Source organism: Streptomyces sp. NPDC033216, from assembly GCF_055577115.1.
Genome location: NZ_JBVIQK010000003.1, coordinates 52,066 through 74,454, shown reverse-complemented (window position 1 = coordinate 74,454; position 22,389 = coordinate 52,066). Strand labels below are relative to the sequence as shown.

General features: G+C 72.3%; 19 protein-coding genes and 1 pseudogene. 14 read left to right on the top strand and 6 right to left on the bottom strand.

Going from position 1 to position 22,389, the window contains the following annotated elements; genetic code table 11:
* The first annotated feature begins 78 nt into the window (after positions 1–78).
* Together ddaH and ACZ5Y0_RS06985 are read left to right on the top strand one after the other, a co-directional pair.
* The gene (gene ddaH / locus ACZ5Y0_RS06990) at positions 79–855 is read left to right on the top strand and encodes a dimethylargininase (RefSeq protein WP_469127585.1); all 777 of its coding nucleotides are present in this window, start codon (positions 79–81) and stop codon (positions 853–855) included.
* Positions 856–1,084: 229 nt separating this feature from the next.
* Entirely contained in the window at positions 1,085–2,062 is a 978-nt protein-coding gene (locus ACZ5Y0_RS06985; RefSeq protein WP_469127584.1) for an acyl-ACP desaturase, read from the top strand.
* 163 nt (positions 2,063–2,225) lie between these two features.
* Here ACZ5Y0_RS06985 and ACZ5Y0_RS06980 read toward each other — a convergent pair whose 3' ends face one another.
* Positions 2,226–2,471, bottom strand: coding sequence for a WhiB family transcriptional regulator (locus ACZ5Y0_RS06980; RefSeq protein ID WP_469127583.1), 246 nt, complete (start codon positions 2,469–2,471; stop codon positions 2,226–2,228).
* Between the two features lie 212 nt (positions 2,472–2,683).
* On the opposite strand from ACZ5Y0_RS06980, the gene ACZ5Y0_RS06975 reads away from it, so the two are divergent.
* On the top strand, positions 2,684–3,475 hold the full coding sequence (locus tag ACZ5Y0_RS06975) for a VOC family protein (RefSeq protein WP_469127582.1): 792 nt from the start codon (positions 2,684–2,686) through the stop codon (positions 3,473–3,475).
* A 31-nt stretch (positions 3,476–3,506) separates the two neighbouring features.
* On the opposite strand, the gene ACZ5Y0_RS06970 is transcribed toward ACZ5Y0_RS06975, so the two are convergent.
* Positions 3,507–4,586, bottom strand: coding sequence for a LacI family DNA-binding transcriptional regulator (locus ACZ5Y0_RS06970; RefSeq protein WP_469127581.1), 1,080 nt, complete (start codon positions 4,584–4,586; stop codon positions 3,507–3,509).
* 227 nt (positions 4,587–4,813) lie between these two features.
* Positions 4,814–5,767, bottom strand: a complete 954-nt coding sequence (locus ACZ5Y0_RS06965) for a multicopper oxidase domain-containing protein (RefSeq protein ID WP_469127580.1) — start codon at positions 5,765–5,767, stop codon at positions 4,814–4,816.
* Positions 5,768–5,956: 189 nt separating this feature from the next.
* Between ACZ5Y0_RS06965 and ACZ5Y0_RS06960 the strand changes: the two genes are divergently transcribed.
* A complete protein-coding gene (locus ACZ5Y0_RS06960; protein ID WP_469127579.1) occupies positions 5,957–8,470 on the top strand; it encodes a ThuA domain-containing protein in 2,514 nt (837 codons plus the stop codon).
* Positions 8,467–10,680 (top strand): OmpL47-type beta-barrel domain-containing protein, encoded by a 2,214-nt coding sequence (locus ACZ5Y0_RS06955; RefSeq protein WP_469127578.1) that lies wholly within the window; start codon positions 8,467–8,469, stop codon positions 10,678–10,680. The genes ACZ5Y0_RS06960 and ACZ5Y0_RS06955 overlap by 4 nt, the downstream gene beginning before the upstream one ends.
* 36 nt (positions 10,681–10,716) lie before the next feature.
* On the opposite strand, the gene ligD is transcribed toward ACZ5Y0_RS06955, so the two are convergent.
* Complete coding sequence (gene ligD / locus ACZ5Y0_RS06950; RefSeq protein WP_469127577.1) at positions 10,717–11,751, bottom strand: non-homologous end-joining DNA ligase; 1,035 nt, start codon at positions 11,749–11,751, stop codon at positions 10,717–10,719.
* Between the two features lie 74 nt (positions 11,752–11,825).
* Between ligD and ACZ5Y0_RS06945 the strand changes: the two genes are divergently transcribed.
* A complete protein-coding gene (locus ACZ5Y0_RS06945; RefSeq protein WP_469127576.1) occupies positions 11,826–12,911 on the top strand; it encodes an ATP-dependent DNA ligase in 1,086 nt (361 codons plus the stop codon).
* Positions 12,912–12,977: 66 nt separating this feature from the next.
* Here the strand turns inward: ACZ5Y0_RS06945 and ACZ5Y0_RS06940 are convergent, their stop codons facing one another.
* A complete protein-coding gene (locus tag ACZ5Y0_RS06940; RefSeq protein ID WP_469127575.1) occupies positions 12,978–14,168 on the bottom strand; it encodes a zinc-dependent alcohol dehydrogenase in 1,191 nt (396 codons plus the stop codon).
* 384 nt (positions 14,169–14,552) lie between these two features.
* Here ACZ5Y0_RS06940 and ACZ5Y0_RS06935 point away from each other — a divergent pair, with 384 nt between their 5' ends.
* A complete protein-coding gene (locus ACZ5Y0_RS06935) occupies positions 14,553–15,503 on the top strand; it encodes a DUF3048 domain-containing protein (RefSeq protein ID WP_469127574.1) in 951 nt (316 codons plus the stop codon).
* A 108-nt stretch (positions 15,504–15,611) separates the two neighbouring features.
* Here the strand turns inward: ACZ5Y0_RS06935 and ACZ5Y0_RS06930 are convergent, their stop codons facing one another.
* Positions 15,612–16,085: a MarR family winged helix-turn-helix transcriptional regulator gene (locus ACZ5Y0_RS06930; RefSeq protein ID WP_469127573.1), complete on the bottom strand. Its 474-nt coding sequence runs from the start codon at positions 16,083–16,085 to the stop codon at positions 15,612–15,614.
* Positions 16,086–16,294: 209 nt separating this feature from the next.
* Here ACZ5Y0_RS06930 and ACZ5Y0_RS06925 point away from each other — a divergent pair, with 209 nt between their 5' ends.
* From ACZ5Y0_RS06925 to pcaDC, 7 genes and pseudogenes are all read left to right on the top strand, one after another.
* A complete protein-coding gene (locus ACZ5Y0_RS06925) occupies positions 16,295–17,077 on the top strand; it encodes a CoA transferase subunit A (RefSeq protein ID WP_469127572.1) in 783 nt (260 codons plus the stop codon).
* A complete protein-coding gene (locus tag ACZ5Y0_RS06920) occupies positions 17,077–17,724 on the top strand; it encodes a CoA transferase subunit B (RefSeq protein WP_469127571.1) in 648 nt (215 codons plus the stop codon). Before ACZ5Y0_RS06925 ends, ACZ5Y0_RS06920 begins: the two co-directional genes overlap by 1 nt.
* Positions 17,721–18,417, top strand: a pseudogene (locus ACZ5Y0_RS06915) (thiolase family protein). The gene ACZ5Y0_RS06920 and the pseudogene ACZ5Y0_RS06915 overlap by 4 nt, the downstream one beginning before the upstream one ends.
* Positions 18,414–19,187, top strand: a complete 774-nt coding sequence (gene pcaH / locus ACZ5Y0_RS06910) for a protocatechuate 3,4-dioxygenase subunit beta (RefSeq protein WP_469127570.1) — start codon at positions 18,414–18,416, stop codon at positions 19,185–19,187. The pseudogene ACZ5Y0_RS06915 and the gene pcaH overlap by 4 nt, the downstream one beginning before the upstream one ends.
* A gap of 6 nt (positions 19,188–19,193) precedes the next feature.
* Positions 19,194–19,799 (top strand): protocatechuate 3,4-dioxygenase subunit alpha, encoded by a 606-nt coding sequence (gene pcaG, locus ACZ5Y0_RS06905; protein WP_469127569.1) that lies wholly within the window; start codon positions 19,194–19,196, stop codon positions 19,797–19,799.
* Complete coding sequence (gene pcaB / locus ACZ5Y0_RS06900) at positions 19,796–21,124, top strand: 3-carboxy-cis,cis-muconate cycloisomerase (protein ID WP_469127568.1); 1,329 nt, start codon at positions 19,796–19,798, stop codon at positions 21,122–21,124. Before pcaG ends, pcaB begins: the two co-directional genes overlap by 4 nt.
* Positions 21,121–22,245, top strand: coding sequence for a bifunctional 3-oxoadipate enol-lactonase/4-carboxymuconolactone decarboxylase PcaDC (pcaDC, locus tag ACZ5Y0_RS06895; RefSeq protein ID WP_469127567.1), 1,125 nt, complete (start codon positions 21,121–21,123; stop codon positions 22,243–22,245). The genes pcaB and pcaDC overlap by 4 nt, the downstream gene beginning before the upstream one ends.
* The last annotated feature ends 144 nt before the right edge of the window (positions 22,246–22,389 follow it).

Here is a 22,389-nt window from a genome sequence, read left to right as displayed (position 1 = left end):
TGGACCGGACCTGCATGATGGCTGACCGGCGCCTCTCACGGGGCGCCGGTCAGCCGCCGCCGATCCGGAGACCTGGACGTGCCCAGCAAGAAGGCCCTCATCCGCCGCCCCAGCCCGCGTCTCGCGGAAGGTCTGGTGACGCACGTCGAGCGTGGACCGGTCGACGTGGGCCTCGCCCTGGCGCAGTGGGAGGCCTATGCCGAGGCCCTGCTGGCCAACGGCTGGGAGACCATCGAGGTCGACCCCGCCGACGACTGCCCGGACTCCGTGTTCGTCGAGGACACGGTGGTGATGTACCGCAACGTCGCCCTGATCACGCGGCCCGGCGCCGAATCGCGGCGCGCGGAGACCGCCGGGGTCGAGGAGGCCGTCGCCCGGCTGGGCTGCTCGGTCAACTGGATCTGGGAGCCGGGCACGCTGGACGGCGGCGACGTCCTCAAGGACGGCGACACGGTCTACGTCGGCCGGGGCGGCCGCACCGACGCGGCCGGGGTCCAGCAGGTGCGGGAGGCCTTCGAACCGCTCGGGGCGCGGGTCGTGGCCGTCCCCGTGAGCAAGGTGCTGCATCTGAAGTCCTCGGTCACCGCGCTGCCCGACGGCACGGTCATCGGCCACGTCCCGAAGGTGGACCGGCCGGCGCTGTTCCCGCGGTTCCTGTCCGTGCCCGAGGAGGCCGGCGCCCATGTGGTGGCGCTCGGCGGCCCGAGACTGCTCATCGCGGCCAGCGCGCCCAGGACCGCGGACCTGCTCGGCGGCCTCGGGTACGAACCCGTCGTGGTGGACATCAGCGAGTTCGAGAAGCTGGAGGGATGTGTGACGTGTCTCTCCGTGCGGCTGCGGGGTCTGTACGCCTGATCGGGTGATCGCGCCCCCGATTCGGCCCCGCGACCTGCGTGTCCCGCGCTCCTTCGGGGTACTCGGACGACGGCCCCGGCCTCCCGGCAGGGTGGGGCTGATCAGCAGTCTTTACTCCGAACTTAACCTACGGCTACGTAACCTACGGGTTCGTAGCCTACGATCCCGTAAGTTCCGGCGTTCGCCCGCCGGTCGTAGTCCGCTCTGCATCACGTCCCCTGGAGTACCCGTGACGACCACTTCCCCGCACCTCGGCAGCCCCTCCGCCGTCTGGACCGACGCCCGGCTGCTGTACGCCTTGGAGGAAGTGGTCGAGACGGAACTGAACCGGCACCTGAAGGTCGCCAAGGACTGGATGCCGCACGAGTACGTGCCGTGGAGCGACGGCCGCAACTTTCCCGGTCTCTTCGAGGACGGCCAGGCCTGGGACAAGGAGCAGTCGAAGGTCACCGAGATCGGCCGGATCGCCCTGGTGGTGAACCTGCTCACCGAGGACAACCTCCCCAGCTACCACCACGAGATCGCCTCGCTGTTCGGCCGTGACGGCGCCTGGGGCACCTGGGTGCACCGCTGGACGGCGGAGGAGGGGCGCCACGGCATCGTGATGCGCGACTACCTGCTCGCCTCGCGCGCGGTCGACCCGGACAAGCTGGAAGCGTTCCGGATGGCCCACATGAGCGAGGGCTTCGAGTCGGACAACCGTCACTCGATGCTGCACTCGGTGGCCTACGTCGCCTTCCAGGAACTGGCCACCCGCATCTCGCACCGCAACACCGGCCACCAGTCCGGCGACCCGGTGTGCGACCGCATGCTGGCGCGCATCGCGACCGACGAGAACCTCCACATGGTCTTCTACCGCAATCTGCTGAAGGCCGCCTTCGAGCTGGCACCCGACCTGACCATGCAGGCGGTGCGGGACGTGGTGGTGAACTTCCGCATGCCCGGCCACGGGATGCCCGGCTTCGAGCGGGCGGCGGCGCAGATGGCCATCGGCGAGGTCTACAACATGCGCATCCACCACGACGACGTGCTCCAGCCCGTCCTGCGGCACCTGAGGGTCCTGGAGATGGACGGCCTCGGCCCGGAGGGCCTGAAGGCGCAGGAGGAACTCGGCCTGTACATGGGCGGTCTGGACGCCGAGGCCCTGAAGTTCGACGAGAAGCTGGCGGCGCGCAAGGCCCGCATGGCGGCCCGCGCCGCCGGCTGACCCGCCACCACCGCGACACCTCGAACGGCCCGCACCGGGAGCGAACTCCCGGTGCGGGCCGTTCCGGGCTACGGCACCATGCCGCCACGCGAGCTCCCGGATATCGACCGCACCCCCGCGATGCGGTCGTACAGATGTCCGGGTCGGGCATGCCCGTGCGGGCTCAGTTCGAGATTCGGCGCAGGTGCAGGCGTTCCTTCTCGGACAGGCCGCCCCAGACGCCGAAGCGTTCGTCGTGGGCGAGTGCGTAGTCGAGGCACGCGGTGCGCATCTCGCACATGCCGCAGATGCGCTTGGCCTCCCGCACCGAGCTGCCGGGTTCCGGGAAGAAGAAGTCCGCCCCGGTCTGTGCGCACAGCGCCTCCCGCTGCCAGGCGAGGTCGGACGGGGGAATCGTGTCGGTGTACATGGCCAGAATCGTGGCCCGCGGCGAAAAACGTTCCCTCAACGCCGGATATACGCGGCTCGGCGGGGCCCCCGGCCGCACTGACGGTGCCCCTGGAACGGACCGTGGCGCACGGCGGCGCGCCGCGTCCGCCGTCCGCGCTCCGGCAGCGGTTGTCGGTGGGCGGTGCCAGACTCGGCAGTGCGAGAACGGATCTTCCGAGGAGGAGGGCGAAGATGCTCACCACCCGCTTCGTCGACGGCGCCCCGAACTGGCTCGACATCGGCACGTCCGACATCGACCGCGCCGCCGGCTTCTACGACGCCCTCTTCGGCTGGCGGTTCCGGTCCGCGGGGCCCGACGCCGGCGGCTACGGCTTCTTCCAACGGGACGGCAGGACCGCGGCGGGCGGTATGCAGGCCGCGCCCGAGCAGGGCCACCCGTCGTGGACGGTGTACTTCCGGACCGCCGACGCGGACGCCACCTGCAAGGCGGCCGAGCAGGCGCACGGCAGGGTGCTGTTGCCGCCGCTGGACGTCATGGGCCAGGGCACGATGGCGATCATCGCCGACCCGGCGGGCGTGCCCTTCGGCCTCTGGCAGCCGGGCCGGCTCGAGGGTGTGGACGTGGCGGGCGAGCCCGGCTCATTGTGCTGGGTCGAGCTGTTCACCCCGGACATCGCCGCGGCGGCCGCCTTCTACTACGCCACCCTGGGCCTGGAGACCTCGGCCGTCGCCTTCCCCGGCGGCACCTACACCTGCCTGAATCCGGCCGGGACCGGCGAGGAGTCCATGTTCGGAGGGGTCGTCCCGCTGGCCGACGACCCCACGGACGCGCCGTACCCGGCGTACTGGCTGCCGTACGTCGAGGTGACGGACGTCGACGCGGTCGTGGCGCGGGCCGAGGAACGGGGCGGCACCGTCCGGATGGCCCCGACGGACATCGCGGGCGTGGGCCGGATCGCCCGGCTGGCCGACCCGGACGGTGCCCGGTTCGCGGTGATCAGAAGCGATCCGCGGGAGGCGTGAGCAAGCCCGGCACCGCCCGCGTCGAACCCCGCTACGCCGAGGCGCGGCGCACCAGGGTGGTCGGCAGGACCAGGCCGCCCGGAGCCGCTGGTGCCACGGGGTTCGGGGCAGCGGCTCCGGCGGTGTTGCGACCCTCGACGCCGCGCATGTTGCGACCCTCGATGCCGCGCAGCAGGAGGCGGGTCATGAGGCGGCCCATCTCCTCGATGTCCTGACGGATCGTGGTCAGGGGCGGATCGGTCTGTTCGGCGACCGGCACCATGTCGTCGAAGCCGATCACGGCGACGTCCTCGGGCACCCGCCGTCCGCGTTCGCGCAGGACGCGCAGGACGCCCGAGGCGGTGAGGTCGTTGGCGGCGAACACGGCGTCGACGTCCGGGCAGCGCTCGAGGAGGTCCCGCATGGCCCGCTCGCCCCCGCCGGGGGTGAAGTCGCTCTCCACGACGAGCCTCGGGTCGGCGTCCCCCATCACGTCCCGGAAGCCCTGGAGCCGGTCCGCGGCGGAGGTCTGGTCGAGCGGCCCGGTGATGTGTGCGACGCGAGTACGGCCGAGGCCGACGAGATGGCGTACGGCGGCACGGGCGCCACCGCGGTTGTCGCTGTCCACGTAGACGACGTCACGCGTGCCGTCGCCCCAGCCGGGGCGGCCGCCGAAGACCGTCGGCACCCCGACGCCCGGGATCAGTCCCGGGAGCGGGTCGTCGACGTGGAGGGAGAAGACGAGGGCGCCGTCGACATGCCCGCCGGCGAGATACCGGGCGACCCGGCCGTGATCGTCGGGTCCCTCGGTGAGCAGCAGCACGAGCTGGTTGTCGTGGGCGGTCAGCTCCTTGCTGATGCCGCGCAGTTGGAGGGCGAAGAAGGGGTCGGCGAAGACCCGTGTCTCCGGTTCGGCGATGACGACGGCAACGGCGTCGTGCCGCTTCGTCACCAGGCTGCGCGCCGCCTGGTTGGGGACGTACCCGAGTTCCTCCACGGCCCGCCGGACCCGCTCGACGAGCGGCTCACGGACACCGTCGCCGCCGTTGACGACCCGCGAGACCGTCGCCCGCGAGACCCCCGCCCGTGCGGCCACTGCCTCCAGCGTGGGACGCGGCGCTGTGTCGCTCACTTCGGGCTCCTCCTCGGTGCGGTGCGGCTCAGGATAGCCGCGGAGGAGGGAGGGCGAGAGCGCTCCCGGTGCCGGGGAGGAGGCACAGGTGAGAGCGCTCCCGGTGCGAGCGAGGAGGAGTGGTGAGCGCGCTCCCGATGCCGGTGGGGGGCGCGGGCGGGCAGGCCGTGGCGGTGCCGGAAGCTCTCGCGCCGGATGGGGGGGCGGGCTTCGCCGCGCGCGGTCCGTCAGTGCTCGTGGGGTTCGTGCGGCTCGTGTCCCGGTATCGTGCCGTCCGGCTTCTTCACCAGGAACAGGCCCACCATCCCCATGTCGGAGTGGCTCTGTACATGGCAGTGGTACATCCACGCCCCGGCGCCCACGCCCTCCCCCGCGATCACCTGGAAGCCGAAGGAGTCGGCCGGACCGACGATCTTGTTGTCGATGACCTGGCTGGGGTCGTCGGGGCCGGTGAGCATACCGGTGCGGTTGTCGGCCCAGCGATGCCCGTGCAGGTGGAAGGTGTGGTAGTACTCGCCGTGCGTGATCATCACGAACTCGACGCGATCGCCCACCGTGGCCTCGAAGTCCGGGCCGCTGTGGGCGGGCCTGTTGTTGATCGTCATGTCGTTGAAGACGATCGTGTGGGTCGCGTCGGGCAGGACGTCGCCCTTGCGGCGGACGATCACCGGTCCGTAGAGGCCCTTGCGGATACCGCCCGTCCCGTGTTCCGTGCCGACGACGTGGTCGTGGTAGTGCCAGTAGCCGGCGCTGCCGGCGCGCCAGGTGCCGTCCGCGCGGCGGCCCGGGGCGTGGGTACGCCATGTGTAGGTGCGGGTGCCGCCGGGTTCCACGTCGCTGTGGTTCATCGCTGTGCCGTCGCTGGAGATCTCGTAGTCGAGGCCGTGCACGTGCAGACTCGCCGCCACATCCAGGGTGTTCTCGAACTCGATGTGGACGGTGTCGCCCTCGTTCACCTCGATGAGCGGGCCCGGGATCGTCGCCCTTCCCTTCTCGAAGCCGTAGCCGTACTGCCCGTCGGGCAGCTTCTCGGCGTACAGCCTGAGATGTCGCACCTGGCCGCCGGCGGGGGCCGCCCCGGCCGGGGTGTCGGCGCCGGCGGCCCGGGAGGCGGCCAGTGATAACGATGTCGCCGCAGCGCCGCCGAGCAGCACCCGCCGGTTGAAACCGCGTCTGTCCATGCGGAACTCCCCTCCGTGGGACGGAACGTGCGGAGGCGTACCTGTGATGATTCTGTGTGACGGTACCGGCCGTTCCGCCGTTCATCCACACCCAGGACAAAGTTCGTGCCATTGCGGTGATTGGTATTGGCGAGGCGGGCAAAGAGGTCTAGCTTCCTTGGCGCTGCCGCTGTGACCAAGGAGGTGCCCATGCGCTTACGAGGGTTGAGCACGGGAAGTGCGCGTAGCGCGAGAAGTGCCGTACACCGTAGGAGACGGGCCAGGGTGGCCACCGTGGCCGCCGGGGTCGTCGCCGCCGGGCTGCTGTCCGGGCCCGCCGCACAGGCGCGCCCGGCGCCGGAACCACCCCTGACAACGATGTCCGTGAAGTCGCCGCCGGGCGGTCCGGGCGTGACCGTCCTCGTCTTCTACGGCTCCGCGGCCGCCGGGGACGAGTCGCCGGTCGTGGACGCCGGTATCGAGGCGATCGAGGACATCGGTCTCACCGGCCCGGCGGACCAGCGCTTCGAGGTCGAGGCCACCGACGACGCCTCGGTCTTCACCGACGGGACGCGACTGGGGCGGTACAACGCGATCGTGTTCCTGACCGGTGGCGGCGACGTCCTCGATCCCGAGCAGGAGGCGGGCCTGGAGGCCTACATGGAGGCCGGCGGCGGTTTCGTCGGCCTCCATGACGCGGCGCGCGCGGAGCCGTACTCGGACTGGTTCACCGGTCTGATCGGCGCCCGCCCGGCGGCGAACGGTCCGACGGCCGTCCAGCGGGCCACCGTCGAGGTCGGCGACCGTCGTCACCCGGCCGGAAAGGACCTTCCCCTCGAGTGGAAGCGGCCCGACCGGTGGCCGAACTGGACACGCAACCCCTCCGGCACGGTGCACACCGTCGCCCGGGTGCGCGAGTCGACGTACCAGCCGGGCGCGAGCGCCAACGGCTGGGACCATCCGATCAGTTGGTGCCGGGACTACGACGGCGGCCGGTCCTTCTACACGGGCATGGGCGGCACGGTGTCCTCGTACGACGAGACGGACTTCCGCGCGCACCTGCGGGGCGCGTTGCTGTGGACGAGCCGGCTGACACAGGCCGACTGCAAGGCGACCATTGCGGCGAACTACAGGGCGGAGCGGCTGACGCAGCCCAATCGCCCGGGACTCAACGACCAGATCGGCGAGCCGCACGGGCTCGTCACGGCGCCCGACGGCCGGGTGTTCTACATCGGCCGCGGCGGTGCCGACTCCTCCCAGCCCGTCGTCACCGACTGGAACGACCCGGCCATCGGCAAGGGCAAGGGCGAGATCCACGTCTACGACCCCGCGACCAAGCAGGTCACCCTGGCGGGCGCGTTGACCGTCTTCGGCAACAAGGGCGGCGGTGACGAGCTGGTCAAGGTGGAGGAGGGCCTCCTCGGCATCGAGCTGGACCCGCGTTTCGAGCAGAACGGCTGGGTGTACCTGCACTACACGCCCCACTCGGGGCTCGACCGCGAGAAGCGGATGGCCGAGCGGCGCGTCTCCCGCTTCACGCTCGATCCCGCCACGGACAAGCTGGACCTCGGCAGCGAGAAGGTGCTGCTGAAGTGGCCGGTGCAGGTGCACAGTTGCTGCCACGCCGGCGGCGGGATGACCTGGGACTCCAAGGGCAACCTGTACATCGCGACCGGTGACAACAACTCCAGCGGTTTCAGCGACGGTTACTCCGGGAACAACCCGCAACCGAACTACAAGGGCGTCTCCTTCGCCGACGCGCGCCGCACCGCCGGGAACACCAACAACCTCAACGGCAAGATCCTGCGCATCCACCCGGAGCCGGACGGGACGTACACGCTCCCCCAGGGCAACCTCTTCACCGGCCGGGAGACCGAGGAGGGCGGCGGCAGGACACGCGGCGAGATCTATGTGATGGGGGTCAGGAACCCGGCCCGCATCTCCGTCGACCAGCGGACCGACATCCTGTACGCGGGCTGGGTCGGACCGGACGCGAGCGTCCCGTCGACGACCTGGGGCCCCGCCAAGTACGACACGTTCGCCGTCATCACCAAGGCGTCCAACCGGGGCTGGCCGTACTGCATGGGCAACAAACAGCCCTACCGCGACCGCAACCTGCCGGACCCGGCCAAGCCGCTCGGCTGGTACGACTGCGACCACCCGAGGAACGAGTCGCCGAACAACGACGGCCTGGTGAACCTGCCACCGGTTACCGGCAACAACATCTGGTACTCGCCGCAGGGCGGCGCCCCGGACTATCCGCGGGACGCGAGCGGCGTGCCGTCCTACAAGCGGGAGGAGGCCCGCCACCTGCTCCCGTGGCTCAAGGGCGGCGGCCAGGCCGCGATGAACGGGCCGGTCTACCGCTACGACGCGGCGAGCACGAGCACGGCGAAGTGGCCCGCCTACTGGGACGGCAAGTGGTTCGTCGGGGACTTCTACGACGCCGACCAGCCGCGCAACGCGGTCCTGATGAACCCGGCGACCCAGGGCGACGGAGGTCTGCCGGTGCACTCCGAGTCGTTGAAGAAGATCGTGCCGGTCGGCAACGACGGCATCAAGAACCTCATGGACTGGAAGTTCGGTCCGGACGGCGCGCTGTACGTCCTCGACTACGGGCGGGGATTCTTCACCTCCGACGCCAAGTCGGCGCTGTGGCGGGTCACGTACACCGGTGGCGGTCCGACGCCGGCCGCCGGGCGATTGGCGAGGGGGACACGGTGACAGGACGACGAAGAGTCTGGACGGCCCTGCTGGCCGCCGTGCTGACGGTGCTCGGCCTACAGGCCGCGCCCAGCGCGGCGCGGTCCGAGCGGCAGCCGGCTCCCGCCGCGGCCGCGCAGGTGCTGACCTGGACGGCCGGTGACGACATCACCAGGTACACGACGGTGCCGACGACGGCGGTGGCGGGTCCGGCGACGATCGTCTTCGAGAACAGCGCGGCGACCGGCAACACCACGGGGATGCCGCACACGTTGACGTTCGTGACGAGCGATCCCGAGTTCAACGACGATGTCGAGCTGAACATCCTGGCCGGTCCGAACGACGGCATGGGCGGCCGGCACACCGCCGAGGTCACGCTCTCCCCGGGTCGCTACTTCTACCACTGCACCATCCCCGGTCACGGCCAGATGCAGGGCATCCTCGTGGTGACCGAGGGCGGCGGAGAGGACACCACCGCGCCGGAGACATCGGCGCGCGTCAGCGGGGTGCAGAACGCCCGGGGCGAGTACGTCGGGTCCGCGAGTGTGACGGTCTCGGCGACGGACGACGACGGCGGGTCGGGAGTCGACAGGATCCAGTACACCGTCGACACCACGGGCGACTGGCTGCCGTACACAGCGCCCGTGGTCGTCGACCGGGTCGGCAACCACACCATCCGCTACCGCGCCTTCGACAAGGCGGGAAACGTTTCGGCGGAGAAGACCGTGGCCTTCACCGTCGTCCCTCCGTCCTCCGACGACACCACCCCGCCGGAGACGTCGGCGACGGTGAGCGGAGAGCGGAACAGCGACGGCGCGTACGTCCACATGGCCACCGTCACGGTCACGGCATCCGATACGGGCTCGGGCGTCGACCGCATACAGTACGCGGTCGGCGCGGCGGGTGACTGGATCCCGTACACCGCCCCCGTCATGCTCCACCAGTACGGCACCCACACGGTCCGCTACCGCGCGGTCGACAAGGCGGGCAACGCGTCCGCCGAGAAGAGCGTCACCTTCACGGTGGTCGCCGCACCCCCGCGGGACACCACTCCCCCGGTGACGGGCGCGACCGTCGACGGCACGCGCAACTCCGCCGGCGCGTACGTCGGCCATGCCCGCGTCACCGTCAGCGCGAGCGACGAGGGCGGCTCCGGGGTCGCCGGCGTCGAGTACTCGCTCGACGGCGGCCCCTACCTGGCATACACCGCACCGGTGATCGTCGACCGGGCCGGTACGCACACGGTGGCGTACCGGGCGAGCGACAAGGCGGGCAACACCTCGGCGGCGCGGAGCGTGAGTTTCACGGTGGCGGCCGGCGGCGGCGTGCCCGCGCCCAACTGCCCCGAATGGGACGAGCGGTTGACGGTGATCGTCGGCACGGTCGACAGCGGCGTCCCGAACCGGGTGACCGACAACCGGTGCCGGATCAACGAGTTGATCGAGGACGAGCGGGAGTGGACGTCCCACGCCCTGTTCCTGAAGCACGTGAAGACCGTCCTCGACGGGCTGTTCGGGCACGGGGTCGTCGACCAACGGGAGCACGACACCGTCCTGGAGGCGGCCCGCGCCTCCGGGATCGGCAGGCCGGGGCAGACCGAGGGCTACCGCACGATCATGGACGGCAGCGCGGCGTCCTTCGCGCAGTGGGAGCATGTGGGCGGGGGCTCCTTCGCCCCCGACGGCGACGGTTCGATCACCTCGGGCACGACGAGGGACGGCCTCGGCATGCTGTGGTTCCCGCAGCGCAAGTACGGCGACTTCTCGCTGCGGTTGCAGTGGCGGGACGACGCGCCGGGCACCGGCAACGCCAACTCCGGTGTGTTCGTGCGGTTCCCGTGGGTCCACGGCCATGCCGAGGAGCCGCGCCCGGAGTGGGCCGCCATCAAGTACGGGCACGAGGTGCAGGTGCTGGACCGGCCCGACGGCGACATGTACAAGACCGGCTCGGTCTACGGCTTCGACCGGGTGGGCCTGGCCGGGGCCGGTGTGACACAGAAGGGCACGTGGAACGACTACGAGATCCGGGTGGTCGGCCAGCACTACTCGGTGTTCCGCAACGGTGTGCTGATCAACGAGTTCGACAACACCGGCGGCCAGCAGTTCTCCCCGCCGCGCGCGGACGATCCGGGCACGGACGGGCGGCGGTTCGCCTCCGGTTACCTGGGACTCCAGGTGCACGGCACGACCGACGTGGTGTCGTACCGGGACATCCGCGTCAAGGAGCTGTAGGCCTCGGGCGACCGGCGTCTCGAGCAGGGCTGTTCGTCAGGAAGCCGTGGGCGCGTCCGGCCCGTCCTTGCGGGCCCGGCTCGGCTGTACCCGCCTGGGTTCGCCCGGCATCTTCGGATACTCGGGCGGGTACGGCAGATCGCCGAGCCCGTGGTCGTGTTCGTCGCGGCGGGCCAGCTCCAGGAGAGCCTCCAGCGAGAAGGCGTGTTCGTCCATGTCGGCGTGCACGTCCCCGAGTTCGGCGAAGCGGACCGGCATGGTCGCGATGTCGAAGTCACGGGGGTGGGCCACGCCGACCTCCTCCCAGCTCAGGGGGGCCGAGACGGGGGCGTGCGGGCGGGGGCGTACGGAGTAGGCGGAGGCGATGGTGCGGTCGCGGGCGGTCTGGTTGTAGTCGACGAAGATGCGCTCGCCCCGCTCCTCCTTCCACCACTTGGTGGTGACCCGGTCCGGCATCCGACGTTCCAGCTCGCGGCCGGCGGCGATGGCGGCGCGACGGACCTGGGTGAACGTCCAGCGCGGCTCGATCGGCACGAACACGTGCAGGCCGCGTCCGCCGGAGGTCTTGGGCCAGCCACGCAGGCCGCCGAACTCCGCCAGTACGGCGCGCAGTTCGTGGGCGGCGCGGACGGCGTCGTCGTAGTCGGTGCCGGGCTGCGGGTCGAGGTCGATCCGGAGTTCGTCGGGGCGGTCGACGTCGCCGCGGCGCACGGGCCAGGGGTGGAAGGTGAGCGTGCCGTACTGGGCGGCCCACAGCACGGCGGCTTGTTCCGTGGGGCACATCTCGTCGGCGCTGCGGCCGCTGGGGAAGGTGATGTGGGCGCGCGGGATCCAGTCGGGCATGTTCTTCGGCGCGCGCTTCTGGAAGAAGGACTCACCGGTCACGCCGTCCGGGTAGCGCTCCAGGGTGGTGGGGCGGTCGCGCAGGGCGCGCAGGATGCCGGGGGCGACGGCCTGGTAGTAGCGGGCGAGGTCCAGCTTGGTGAAGCCGCGCTCCGGGAAGAAGATCTTGTCCGGGCTGGACAGCCGCACGGTCCGGCCGGCCACCTCGAGTTCCACCGCATCGCCCATGCGAGCCACGGTAGGCGTACCTCGCACGGCTCGCACACCGGGCGGTCGCGGCGGTTTCCGAGCAGAATCGGACCATGGATCTGCCCGTCATGCCGCCCGTGAAGCCCATGCTCGCCAAGTCGGTGACGGCGATCCCGCCGGGGATGCAGTACGAGGCGAAGTGGGACGGCTTCCGGGCGATCGTGTTCCGCGACGGCGCCGAGGTCGAGCTGGGCAGCCGTACCGGCAAGCCGCTGACCCGGTACTTCCCTGAACTGGCGGCCGCGCTGCGTGAGCGGGTGCCCGAGCGGTGTGTGCTGGACGGGGAGATCGTGATCGCCCGTGAGGGACGGCTGGACTTCGACGCGCTGACCGAGCGGATCCACCCGGCGGATTCGCGGGTGCGCACGCTCGCCGAGCGGACGCCGTCCTCCTTCGTGGCCTTCGACCTGCTGGCGCTGGACGACGAGTCGCTGCTCGACGTGCCGCTGACCGACCGGCGGGCGCTGCTGGAACGGGCACTCGACCGGGTGACGCCGCCCGTGCATCTCGCGCCCGCGACGACGGACATCGACGTGGCACGGCGGTGGTTCGAGGAGTTCGAGGGGGCGGGTCTGGACGGAGTGATCGCCAAGCCGCTGACGCTGGCGTACCGTCCGGACGAGCGGGCCATGTACAAGGTCAAGCACGAGCGGACCGCGGACGTGGTGGTGGCCGGATACCGGCTCCACAAGAGCGGTCCGGTGGTCGGCTCGCTGCTGCTGGGCCTGTTCGACGACCGGGGTGCCCTCCAGCATGTCGGTGTGTCGGCCGCGTTCACGATGAGGCGCCGCGCCGAGCTGGTCGAGGAGCTGGGACCGCTGCGCATGGACGACGTGAGCGGACATCCCTGGGCCGCCTGGGCGGAGCAGGCGGCCCACGAGAGTGCCCGGCTGCCGGGTGCGCCGAGCCGCTGGTCGGGCAAGAAGGACCTGTCCTGGGTGCCGCTCAGGCCGGATCGGGTGGCCGAGGTGGCGTACGACCACATGGAGAACGGTGCGCGCTTCCGGCACACGGCCCGTTTCCGCCGCTGGCGCCCGGACCGGACCCCGGAGAGCTGTACGTACGCGCAGTTGGAGGAGCCGGTGCGCTACGACCTGGCGGAGATCCTCGGGGCGCCGCCGCGGAAGGCGCCCTCCTGACCGGCCCCGCACCGGACCGCGCGCCCCGCGGTCACGACCCGGCGACGTCGCGGTTCGGGCCCCGCGTCACGGCGTCATGAGGATCTTCACGGCCCCGTCCCGCTTGTGCTGGAACATCTCGTACGCCTTGGAGGCGTCCGAGAGCGGAATGCGGTGGGTGGCGAAGTCGTCGACGCCGAGCGGGTCCTCGTCGGTGAGGTAGGGCATGATGTCGTCGCTCCAGCGGCGTACGTTGGCCTGGCCCATCCGGATCTGTAGCTGCTTGTCGAACATGGTGAGCATGGGCAGCGGGTCGGCCGTGCCGCCGTAGACGCCGACCAGGGAGAGCGTGCCGCCCCGGCGCACCAGTTCGATGGCGGTGTGGAGGGCGGCGAGCCGGTCGACGCTGAAGTGTTCGGCGAGGGGGCCGCTGATCTTGCGCGGCAGTAGGGCGGACGCGTTCTGGATCAGGCGGGCGGCCGCGCTGCCGTGCGCCTCGGTGCCGACGGCGTCGATCACGGCGTCCGGGCCGCGTCCGTCGGTCTCGTCGCGGATCGCGTCGACCAGTTCCTTCTCGCTGTCGAAGTTCCTGAGGTCGTACGTCTCGACGCCGCGCGAGTGGGCCCGGCGCAGCCGGTCGCCGACCAGGTCGACGCCGAACACCCGCCCGGCGCCGCGCACCTGGGCGACGCGGCAGGCCATGTCGCCGATGGGTCCGAGGCCGAGCACGGCGACGCTGCCGCCCTCGGGGATGCCGGCGTATTCGACGGCCTGCCAGGCGGTGGGCAGGACGTCGGAGAGGTAGACGAACCGGTCGTCGGGCGGGCCCTCGGGCACCTTGATGGGGCCGTACTGGGCCTGCGGGACGCGCAGGTACTCGGCCTGCCCGCCGGGCACCGCACCGTACAGGCGGGTGTAGCCGAACAGGGCGGCGCCCATGCCCTCGGCGGTGACCTGGGTGGTCTCGCACTGGGTGGGCAGGGAGTTGAGGCACATCCAGCAGCCGCCGCAGGCGATCTGGAAGGGCACCACGACCCGGTCGCCGACGCTGAGGTCGGGGACGCCGGGGCCGACCTCCTCGACGATGCCCATGGGCTCGTGGCCGAGGATGTCGCCCGGCGTCATGAACGGGGTGAGCACTTCGTAGAGGTGCAGGTCGGAGCCGCACAGTCCGGTGGACGTGACGCGGATGACGGCGTCGGTCGGTTCCTGGATCGTCGGGTCGGGCACGCTCTCCACCCGTACGTCCCGCTTCCCCTGCCAGGTCACTGCCTTCATCGTGCCGCGCTCCCTCCGCCGAGTTCGGGGGCCCGCCGCGTTCGGAGCCGGGTCCCGGGGTGCCGCCCGGGTACCCGGGACCCCGTCCCCGAACCGCGCCGGGCGTGGCCGGGCCGCGCCGCACCCGCACCCGCACCCGCACCCGCACCCGCACCCGCACCCGCACCGGAGTGGACGGATCGGCCCGGCCGACGCGAACGATCAGGCTCGGTCGCGTATGGCCACCACCGAACCGACAAGCGCACAATCGGGGCAGGGAACGGGGTGGCGGCGAGGGTGGACATGGCGACGGTGGACGACACGACGGGCCCGGGACCCGGCAGGCGGATCCGGCCCCCGCGGCGACGGGGCCCGCGGGGCCTGGGCGCAGGCCGCGGGCGGGCCGTGGCGACCGCGGCGGCGCTCGCCGCGGCGCTCACGCTGTCCCTCGCGGCGGGCTGCACGAGCGGGTCGGGCCCGGCCGAGGACGGCCGGGGGACCGGCCGGTCGCCGAGCCGCACGGGCACGAGCACGGCCACTCACGGCCAGGTCCTGGCCGTGAAGATCGACAACGTGCCCGCGGCCCGCCCGCAGACCGGCCTGGAAGCCGCGGACATCGTCTACGTCGAGCAGGTCGAGGGCGGCCTGAGCCGGCTGATGGCGGTGTACGCGACGAGGTTGCCGGAGACCGTCGGGCCGGTGCGCAGCGCCCGCGAGTCCGACCTGGAGTTGCTGCGCCAGTTCGACCGGCCGGTGCTGGCGTTCTCCGGCGCGCAGGGCAAACTGCTGCCGCTGATCGACAAGGAGCCGCTGGAGGCCGTCACCCCGGAGGGTGCGGAAGACGCCTACCACCGGGGCACGGACAGGCCCTCCCCGCACAACCTCTATCTGCGTCCCGGCCGGGTGCTGCCGGCCGCACCGGGCGAGGCCGCGCTGACCACCGGCTTCCGCCACGGTCCCGCGCCCGACGGGGGCGCGCCCGCCACCTCACGCACCGTGCGCTACCCCTCGGCGCGCTTCACCTTCACCTGGTCCGGGGAGCGGCGGCACTGGGAGGTCGCGACCGACGGCACGCCGACGGTCACCGCCGGTGGACAACGGCTCGCCCCGGCGACGGTGGTCGTGCAGTACGTGGAGGTGCGCGGATCCGGCTACCACGACTCGCTCGGCAACCACACGCCGTACACGGAGACGGTCGGCTCCGGGACGGCCGAGGTGCTGCGCGACGGGCGCTCCTACGACGTGCGGTGGCAGCGTCCGCGGGCGGCGGACGGTACACGGTTCACCACGCGGGACGGCGAGCCGGTCGCCTTCGCCGACGGCCAGGTGTGGGTGGTCCTCGCACAGGCGTCGTGACGCCCGCAGGCCGCGTGCGGAAACCGTCCGGCGCGGGTGCCCAGGCGTTCGGGTCCGGGTCGGGCCAGGCCCAATCCCGCGAGGCCGGCCTGGTCCGAACGAGTGGCCCTACGCGTTCACACCCGGGCCGACCAGGGGCTCCGCCGGGTTGCGCAACCCCTCCGCCGCGTCCGCCACCCGTCGGATCAGATCGAAGAAGAGCGTCTGCTCCTCGGCGGACAGCGGCGCGAGGAAGACCTGGCTCATCCGGGCCGCGCGCACGGCGAGTCTGCGGTGGGCGCGTACGCCGTCGTCGGTCAGGCGCAGCAGGAACCGGCGGCCGTCCTGCGGGTCGCGGACCTTGTCGAGGAGTTCGCGTCGGATCAGCCGGCCGATCACCTCGGCGACGGTGGAACGGTCCAGGCCCACCCGCTCCCCCACCGTGCGCTGGTCGAGGCCCGGCTCGGCGACGAGCGCGTTGAGGACGGCGAACTGCGGCGAGGTGATCTCCTCCGAGACCATCGCGTTCCACAGTAGGTAGTGCGCCTGCTGGAGCCGCCGGGCGAGGTGCCCGGGATGGGTGTTCAGGTCCACCGCAGCCATGCGCGCTCCCTCTGCCGAATCATACGTGCACGGAACGATACCCCGCCAGAAGACTACCGCCCGTCTGCCTTCGAAGCTGATGACCTCACCCTCGTCAGCACTCTTGACGGCCCCGGCCCGCCGATGACAGCGTGAGGGCACCTCGCGAAATAGTCAGTGCCCTGATTAATTCGGGCTGGGGCGCATCCGAAGGAGAGGGGGCCGCAGGCATGGACAAGGTGGTGGCCACGGCCTGGGAGGCGGTGGCCGACGTGCCGGACGGCGCGTCGCTCGCCGTGGGCGGTTTCGGACTCAGCGGCGTACCGGGCGTCCTCGTCCAGGCCCTGTACGAGCGGGGCGTCACCGGAGTGTCGGTCGTCTCCAACAACTGCGGGGCGATGGAGTCGGGCCTCGCCGTCCTGCTGGCCGCCGGGCGGATCGCCCGGGTGACCGGTTCCTACATCGGGGCCAACAAGGAGTTCGCGCGCCAGTACCTGTCCGGGCAGCTGGAGGTCGAGATGATCCCGCAGGGCACGCTCGCCGAGCGCCTGCGGGCCGGCGGCGCCGGTATCCCCGCCTTCTACACCCCGGCGGGGGTGGGCACCCAGGTCGCCGAGGGCGGACTGCCGTGGCGCTACGACGGCGAGGGCGGGGTCGCGCTCGCCTCGCCGCCGAAGGAGGTGCGGGAGTTCGACGGCACCGAGTATGTGCTGGAGCACGGCATCCGCACCGACTACGCCCTGGTCAGGGCTGCGAAGGGGGACCGGCACGGCAACCTCGTCTTCCACAGGTCCGCCCGCAACTTCAACCCCCTCGCGGCCATGGCGGGGCGGATCACGATCGCCGAGGTGGAGGAGCTGGTCGAGCCCGGCGAACTGGACCCGGACGCCGTGCACCTGCCGGGCGTCTTCGTCCAGCGGGTGGTGGCCCTGACGCCCGAGCAGGCCGCCGACAAGAAGATCGAGAAGCGGACCGTCTCGGCACCCGCCACGACGGAACGGGTGAGCGGCTGATGGCCTGGACACGCGAGCAGATGGCCGCCCGGACCGCACGCGAGCTGCGGGACGGGCAGTACGTCAATCTCGGCATCGGCCTGCCGACCCTGGTCCCCAACCACCTCCCGGCCGGCGTCGAGGTGGTCCTGGAGAGCGAGAACGGCATCCTGGGCACCGGCCCCTACCCCACCGAGGACCAGGTCGACCCGGATCTGATCAACGCCGGCAAGGAGACCGTCACGGTCCTGCCGGGCGCCTCCTTCTTCGACTCGGCGCTCTCCTTCGGCATGATCCGCGGTGGCCACATCGACGTCGCCGTGCTCGGCGCGATGCAGGTGTCCGAGAGGGGCGACCTCGCCAACTGGGCGATCCCGGGCAAGATGATCACCGGCATCGGCGGGGCGATGGACCTGGTCCACGGCGCCCGCACCGTCATCGTCGTCATGACGCACACCGCGAAGGACGGCAGCCCGAAGATTCTCGCCGAGTGCGCGCTGCCCCTCACCGGCAGGGGCTGCGTGAACCGGATCATCACCGACCTCGGCGTCCTCGACGTCACCGAGGACGGCCTGCTGCTCGTCGAGACCGCGCCCGGCGTGGGCGCGGACGAGATCGTCGCGAAGACCGACGCCGAGGTCGGCGTCCTGGAGGGGATCCGGCCGTGAACAGCGTCCACATCGTCGACGCGGTGCGGACCCCGGTCGGCCGCTGCAACGGCGGCCTGGCCGCGTTGCGCCCGACGACCTCGCCGCCCATGCGATCCGGGAACTCCCGTCCCGGACACCGGCGTTGGACCCGTCCCGGATCGAGGACGTGTACTTCGGCAACGCGAACGGCGCCGGTGAGGACAGCCGCAACGGGGCGCGGATGGCCGCGCTGCCGGCGGGGTCGCCGACCTCCGTGCCGGGCGTGACCGTCGACCGGCTGTGCGCCTCGGGCCTGGAGGCGGTGATCCCGGCGGCCACCGCGATCGCCGTCGCGACGCCTCGATCGCGGTGGCCGGCGGGGTCGAGTCGATGACCCGCGCGCCCCATGTGCCGCCCGCGCTCGCCAAGGTCGGCAGGGGCTTCGACGACCTGTCCGTGCTCGAGCCGGACGAGGCCCTCGCCGCGCAGGTGCCGGGCTGCGTGGCCGAGTGGCCCGAGTTCGACCCGGCGATCCTCAACCCGCAGGGCGGCGCCATCGCCCTCGGCCGTCCCCTCGGCCGTCCCCTCGGCGCCTCCGGCACCCGCCTCGCCGGCACCGTCGCCCACCAGCTCACCCGCCGCGGCTCCGGCACCGGTGTCGCCGCCGCCCTCTGCGTCGGCGTCGGCCAGGGCCTCGCCCTCGAACGTCAGCGACCCCAGGATCCCTCATGACTCACACGCAAGCCGACATCGACCAGGAGATCGCGGCCGAGCACGCCGCGTACGAGCAGCGGGTCGCCGACGGCGCCCCCGTCGAGCACCATCCGCGCCGCGACTACGCGCCGTACCGCTCCTCCGCCCTGCGCCATCCGCGGCAGCCGCCGGTCCCGATCGACGTCAGCAAGGACCCGGAGCTGGTGGAGCTGGCCTCGCCGGCCTTCGGCGAGCGGGACGTCACCGAGATCGACAACGACCTGACCCGCCATCATCGCGGTGACCCGATCGGCGAACGCATCACCGTCTCCGGCCGGCTCCTCGACCGCTCCGGGCGGCCGGTCCGTGGCCAGCTGGTGGAGATCTGGCAGGCCAACTCGGCGGGCCGCTACGCCCATCGGCGCGAGCAGCACGACGCACCGCTGGACCCGAACTTCACCGGCGTGGGCCGCACGCTCACCGACCACCAGGGCTTCTACCGGTTCACCTCGGTCCAGCCGGGCCCGTATCCGTGGCGCAACCACGTCAACGCCTGGCGGCCCGCGCACATCCACTTCTCGCTGTTCGGTTCGTCGTTCACCCAGCGGCTGGTGACGCAGATGTACTTCCCCGGTGACCCGCTGTTCGTCCACGACCCGATCCTCCAGTCGGTGACGGACGAGGCGGCCCGGCAGCGGCTGGTCGCCACCTACGACCACAGCCTGTCCGCGCCCGGGTTCTCGCTCGGCTACCACTGGGACATCGTGTTGGACGGCCCGAACGCCACCTGGATCGAAGAAGGACGCTGACCCCCCATGACGAAGATCGACACCAGCGGCCCGGAGAGCGTGCCGCCCACCCCGTCGCACACGGTCGGCCCCTTCTACGGGTACGCCCTGCCCTTTCCGGGCGGTGGTGACATCGCGCCCGTCGGCCACCCGGACACGATCACCGTCCAGGGCCATGTGTACGACGGGGAGGGCAGGCCGCTGCCGGACGCCTTCGTCGAGCTGTGGGGCCCGGACCCGGACGGCCAGGTCCCGGCCGTCGACGGCTCGATCCGGCGGGACCCCTCCACCGGCGGCTGTCTGGGGCGCAACGGCGTGGAGTTCACCGGCTGGGGCCGCATCCAGACGGACGCCAACGGCCACTGGTACGCGCGCACGCTACGACCCGGCGCGCGCGGCCGGAGCGCTCCCTACCTGAGTGTGTGCGTCTTCGCGCGGGGCCTGCTCGTCCATCTCTTCACCCGGATCTACCTCCCGGAGGACACGGCCGCGCACACCAGGGACCCGCTGCTGGCCGGCCTCGGCCCGGCGCGCCGCGGCACGTTGATCGCCGCGGACGCCGGCAGGGGCACCTACCGTTTCGACATCCGCCTTCAGGGCGAAGGCGAGACGGTCTTCCTGGAGTTCCAGTGACAGCTGATCAGTCGGACGGCGGTCTGCTCGCCCCCGGGTGGGCCGGCTCTCCCGCCGCCTCCGCGACGAGCGACACCGCATACCTGCGGGCCCTGCTCGACGCGGAGGCCGCGCTGACCCGTGCGCAGGCCGGGCTCGGGCTGGCCCCGGCCGCCGCCGCGGCGGCCGTGACCGAGGCCGCCGCGGGCACCTTCGACGTACGGTCCCTCGCCGGACGCGCGCGGGGCGGCGGGAACCCGGTGATCCCGCTGGTCGCGGATCTCGCGGCGGCGGTCGGCGCCGAGCACGGGCCGTACGTCCACCGGGGTGCGACCAGCCAGGACATCATGGACACCGCGACGATGCTGGTCGCGGTGCGGGCGTTGGAGCCGGTCCTCGCCGACCTGGACCGAACACAGCGGGCACTGGCGCGGCTGGCCGCGGAGCACCGGGACACGCCCATGCCGGGCCGGACGCTCACCCAGCACGCCGTACCGACGACGTTCGGGCTGAAGGCCGCCGGGTGGCGGTCGCTGGTTCTGGACGCGCGGGACCGGATCTTGGGCGTACGCGACTCCCTGCCCGCCCAACTCGGCGGTGCGGCCGGGACGCTGGCGGCCTTCACGGCGTACGGCGCCGAGGACCCGACCGCGCTGCCCGCCGCGTACGCGCACGAACTGGGCCTGCGCGCGCCGCTGCTGCCCTGGCACACGCTGCGGACGCCGGTCGCCGACCTGGCCGGGTGCCTGGCCTTCGCGGCGGGGGCACTGGGAAAGACGGCGGCCGACGTGCTCACGCTCTCCCGAACCGAGATCGGCGAGATCGCGGAGGGCAGCGGCGGCGGCTCCTCGGCCATGCCGCACAAGGCGAACCCGGTACGGTCCACGCTGATCACGGCCGCCGCCCTGCGGGCCCCGCAGCTCGCGGCGACGCTGTACGGCGGGCTGGTCGCGCCGGACGAACGGCCGGCCGGGGCCTGGCACGCCGAGTGGGAGCCGCTGCGGGATCTGCTGCGGCTGGTCGGCGGAGCCGCCCGGGACGCGGCGGAACTGACCGGAGGTCTGCGGGTGCGGGCGGACGTCATGCGCTCGCACCTCGGGCTCACCCACGGGCTGATCGTCTCCGAGCGGCTCGCCGCCGAGCTGTCGGCCGTGCTCGGCCGGGACCGCGCCGGGGAACTGCTGACCCGGCTCGCGTCCCGCGCCTTCGACGAAGGCCGCTCACTGGGCGAACTCCTGTCGTTCGAGTCGGCGTTGCGGGACGTCGACCTGGACGACCTCACCGATCCCGCCCACTACACCGGCTCCGCCGGAGTCCTCACCGACCGTGCGTTGGAGCGACATTGACCGACAACCTGCTCAACCACCGTGCCGAGGGTGCCACCTCCGCTCCCCCGCTGCTCCTCGGCCCCTCCCTCGGCACCTCGTACGCGCTGTGGGACGAGGTCGCTCCCGAACTGTCCATCGCGCACCGGGTGATCCGCTGGGACCTGCCGGGACACGGCGGCTCGCCCGCCGGCCTCGTCGGCCCCGGCGCCACCGTGGGCGACCTGGCCCGCCTGGTGCTGGCCCTCGCCGACTCCCTCGGCCTGGAACGGTTCGCCTACGCGGGCGTGTCGCTGGGCGGGGCGGTCGGACTGCATCTGGCACTGCACCATCCCGAGCGGGTGTCCTCGCTGGTGGTGATCTGCTCGTCCGCCCACTTCAACGGCGACCGGCCGTGGCGGGAACGGGCCGCGCTGGTGCGGCGCGAGGGTCTGGCCTCGCTCGCGGACACCGCGAACTCGCGCTGGTTCACGGACGGGTTCACCGTGCCGGAACTGGTCGCCGACCACCGCCGCGCCGACCCGGCAGGCTACGCGGCCTGCTGCGACGCGCTGGCCGCGTTCGACCTGCGCGGGAGGCTCGCGGAGATCTCCGTACCCACGCTGCTGGTCGCCGGTCGCGAGGACCCGGCGACGCCGCCGGCGCACCTGCGGGAGATCGCGGACGCGGTGCCGGGCGCCGCCCTCGTGGAGATCCCGGGTGCCTCGCACCTGGCTCCCGCGCAGTGTCCGCAGGCCGTGCTGACCGCACTGCGCGCCCACTTCACAGCCGGCACCGGGCAGGGCATGCGGGTACGGCGTGAGGTGCTGGGCGACGCGCACGTGGACCGGGCGCAGGTCCGTCAGACGCCGTTCACCGCCCGCTTCCAGAACTTCGTCTCCCGCTATGCCTGGGGCGAGATCTGGACCGATCCGACGCTCAGCCGCCGCGAGCGCAGCATGATCACCCTGACCGCGCTGGTCGCCCACGGCCACGACGAGGAGCTGGCCCTGCACGTCCGGGCGGCCCGGCGCAACGGACTCACGCCGGAGCAGATCGGCGCGGTCCTGCTCCAGACGGCCGTCTACTGCGGCGTACCGGCAGCGAACTCGGCGTTCGCGACGGCCCAGCGGGTGCTGGCGGAGGAGGAGGACGGCGAGTGACCTCGTCGGGGCCGGCCCCACCTCCGGTGCGGCCGGGCCGGCTCGTCGGGGCTCCGGCGCGGGCGGGACCCGACACCGATCCCGGCCGGCTCCCCACCCCCCCTCGCGCCGCGCCGGGGGGCGGCCCGACCGGCCGGGGCGGAC

What these genes read in the sequence shown, in the direction of transcription:
- ACZ5Y0_RS06980 (WP_469127583.1), bottom strand. Translation starts at nt 2,471, where the DNA reads ATGTACACCGACACGATTCCCCCGTCCGACCTCGCCTGGCAGCGGGAG.
- ACZ5Y0_RS06975 (WP_469127582.1), top strand. Translation starts at nt 2,684, where the DNA reads ATGCTCACCACCCGCTTCGTCGACGGCGCCCCGAACTGGCTCGACATC.
- ACZ5Y0_RS06965 (WP_469127580.1), bottom strand. Translation starts at nt 5,767, where the DNA reads ATGGACAGACGCGGTTTCAACCGGCGGGTGCTGCTCGGCGGCGCTGCG.
- ACZ5Y0_RS06960 (WP_469127579.1), top strand. Translation starts at nt 5,957, where the DNA reads ATGCGCTTACGAGGGTTGAGCACGGGAAGTGCGCGTAGCGCGAGAAGT.
- ligD (WP_469127577.1), bottom strand. Translation starts at nt 11,751, where the DNA reads ATGGGCGATGCGGTGGAACTCGAGGTGGCCGGCCGGACCGTGCGGCTG.
- ACZ5Y0_RS06945 (WP_469127576.1), top strand. Translation starts at nt 11,826, where the DNA reads ATGGATCTGCCCGTCATGCCGCCCGTGAAGCCCATGCTCGCCAAGTCG.
- ACZ5Y0_RS06940 (WP_469127575.1), bottom strand. Translation starts at nt 14,168, where the DNA reads ATGAAGGCAGTGACCTGGCAGGGGAAGCGGGACGTACGGGTGGAGAGC.
- ACZ5Y0_RS06930 (WP_469127573.1), bottom strand. Translation starts at nt 16,085, where the DNA reads ATGGCTGCGGTGGACCTGAACACCCATCCCGGGCACCTCGCCCGGCGG.
- ACZ5Y0_RS06925 (WP_469127572.1), top strand. Translation starts at nt 16,295, where the DNA reads ATGGACAAGGTGGTGGCCACGGCCTGGGAGGCGGTGGCCGACGTGCCG.
- ACZ5Y0_RS06920 (WP_469127571.1), top strand. Translation starts at nt 17,077, where the DNA reads ATGGCCTGGACACGCGAGCAGATGGCCGCCCGGACCGCACGCGAGCTG.
- pcaH (WP_469127570.1), top strand. Translation starts at nt 18,414, where the DNA reads ATGACTCACACGCAAGCCGACATCGACCAGGAGATCGCGGCCGAGCAC.
- pcaG (WP_469127569.1), top strand. Translation starts at nt 19,194, where the DNA reads ATGACGAAGATCGACACCAGCGGCCCGGAGAGCGTGCCGCCCACCCCG.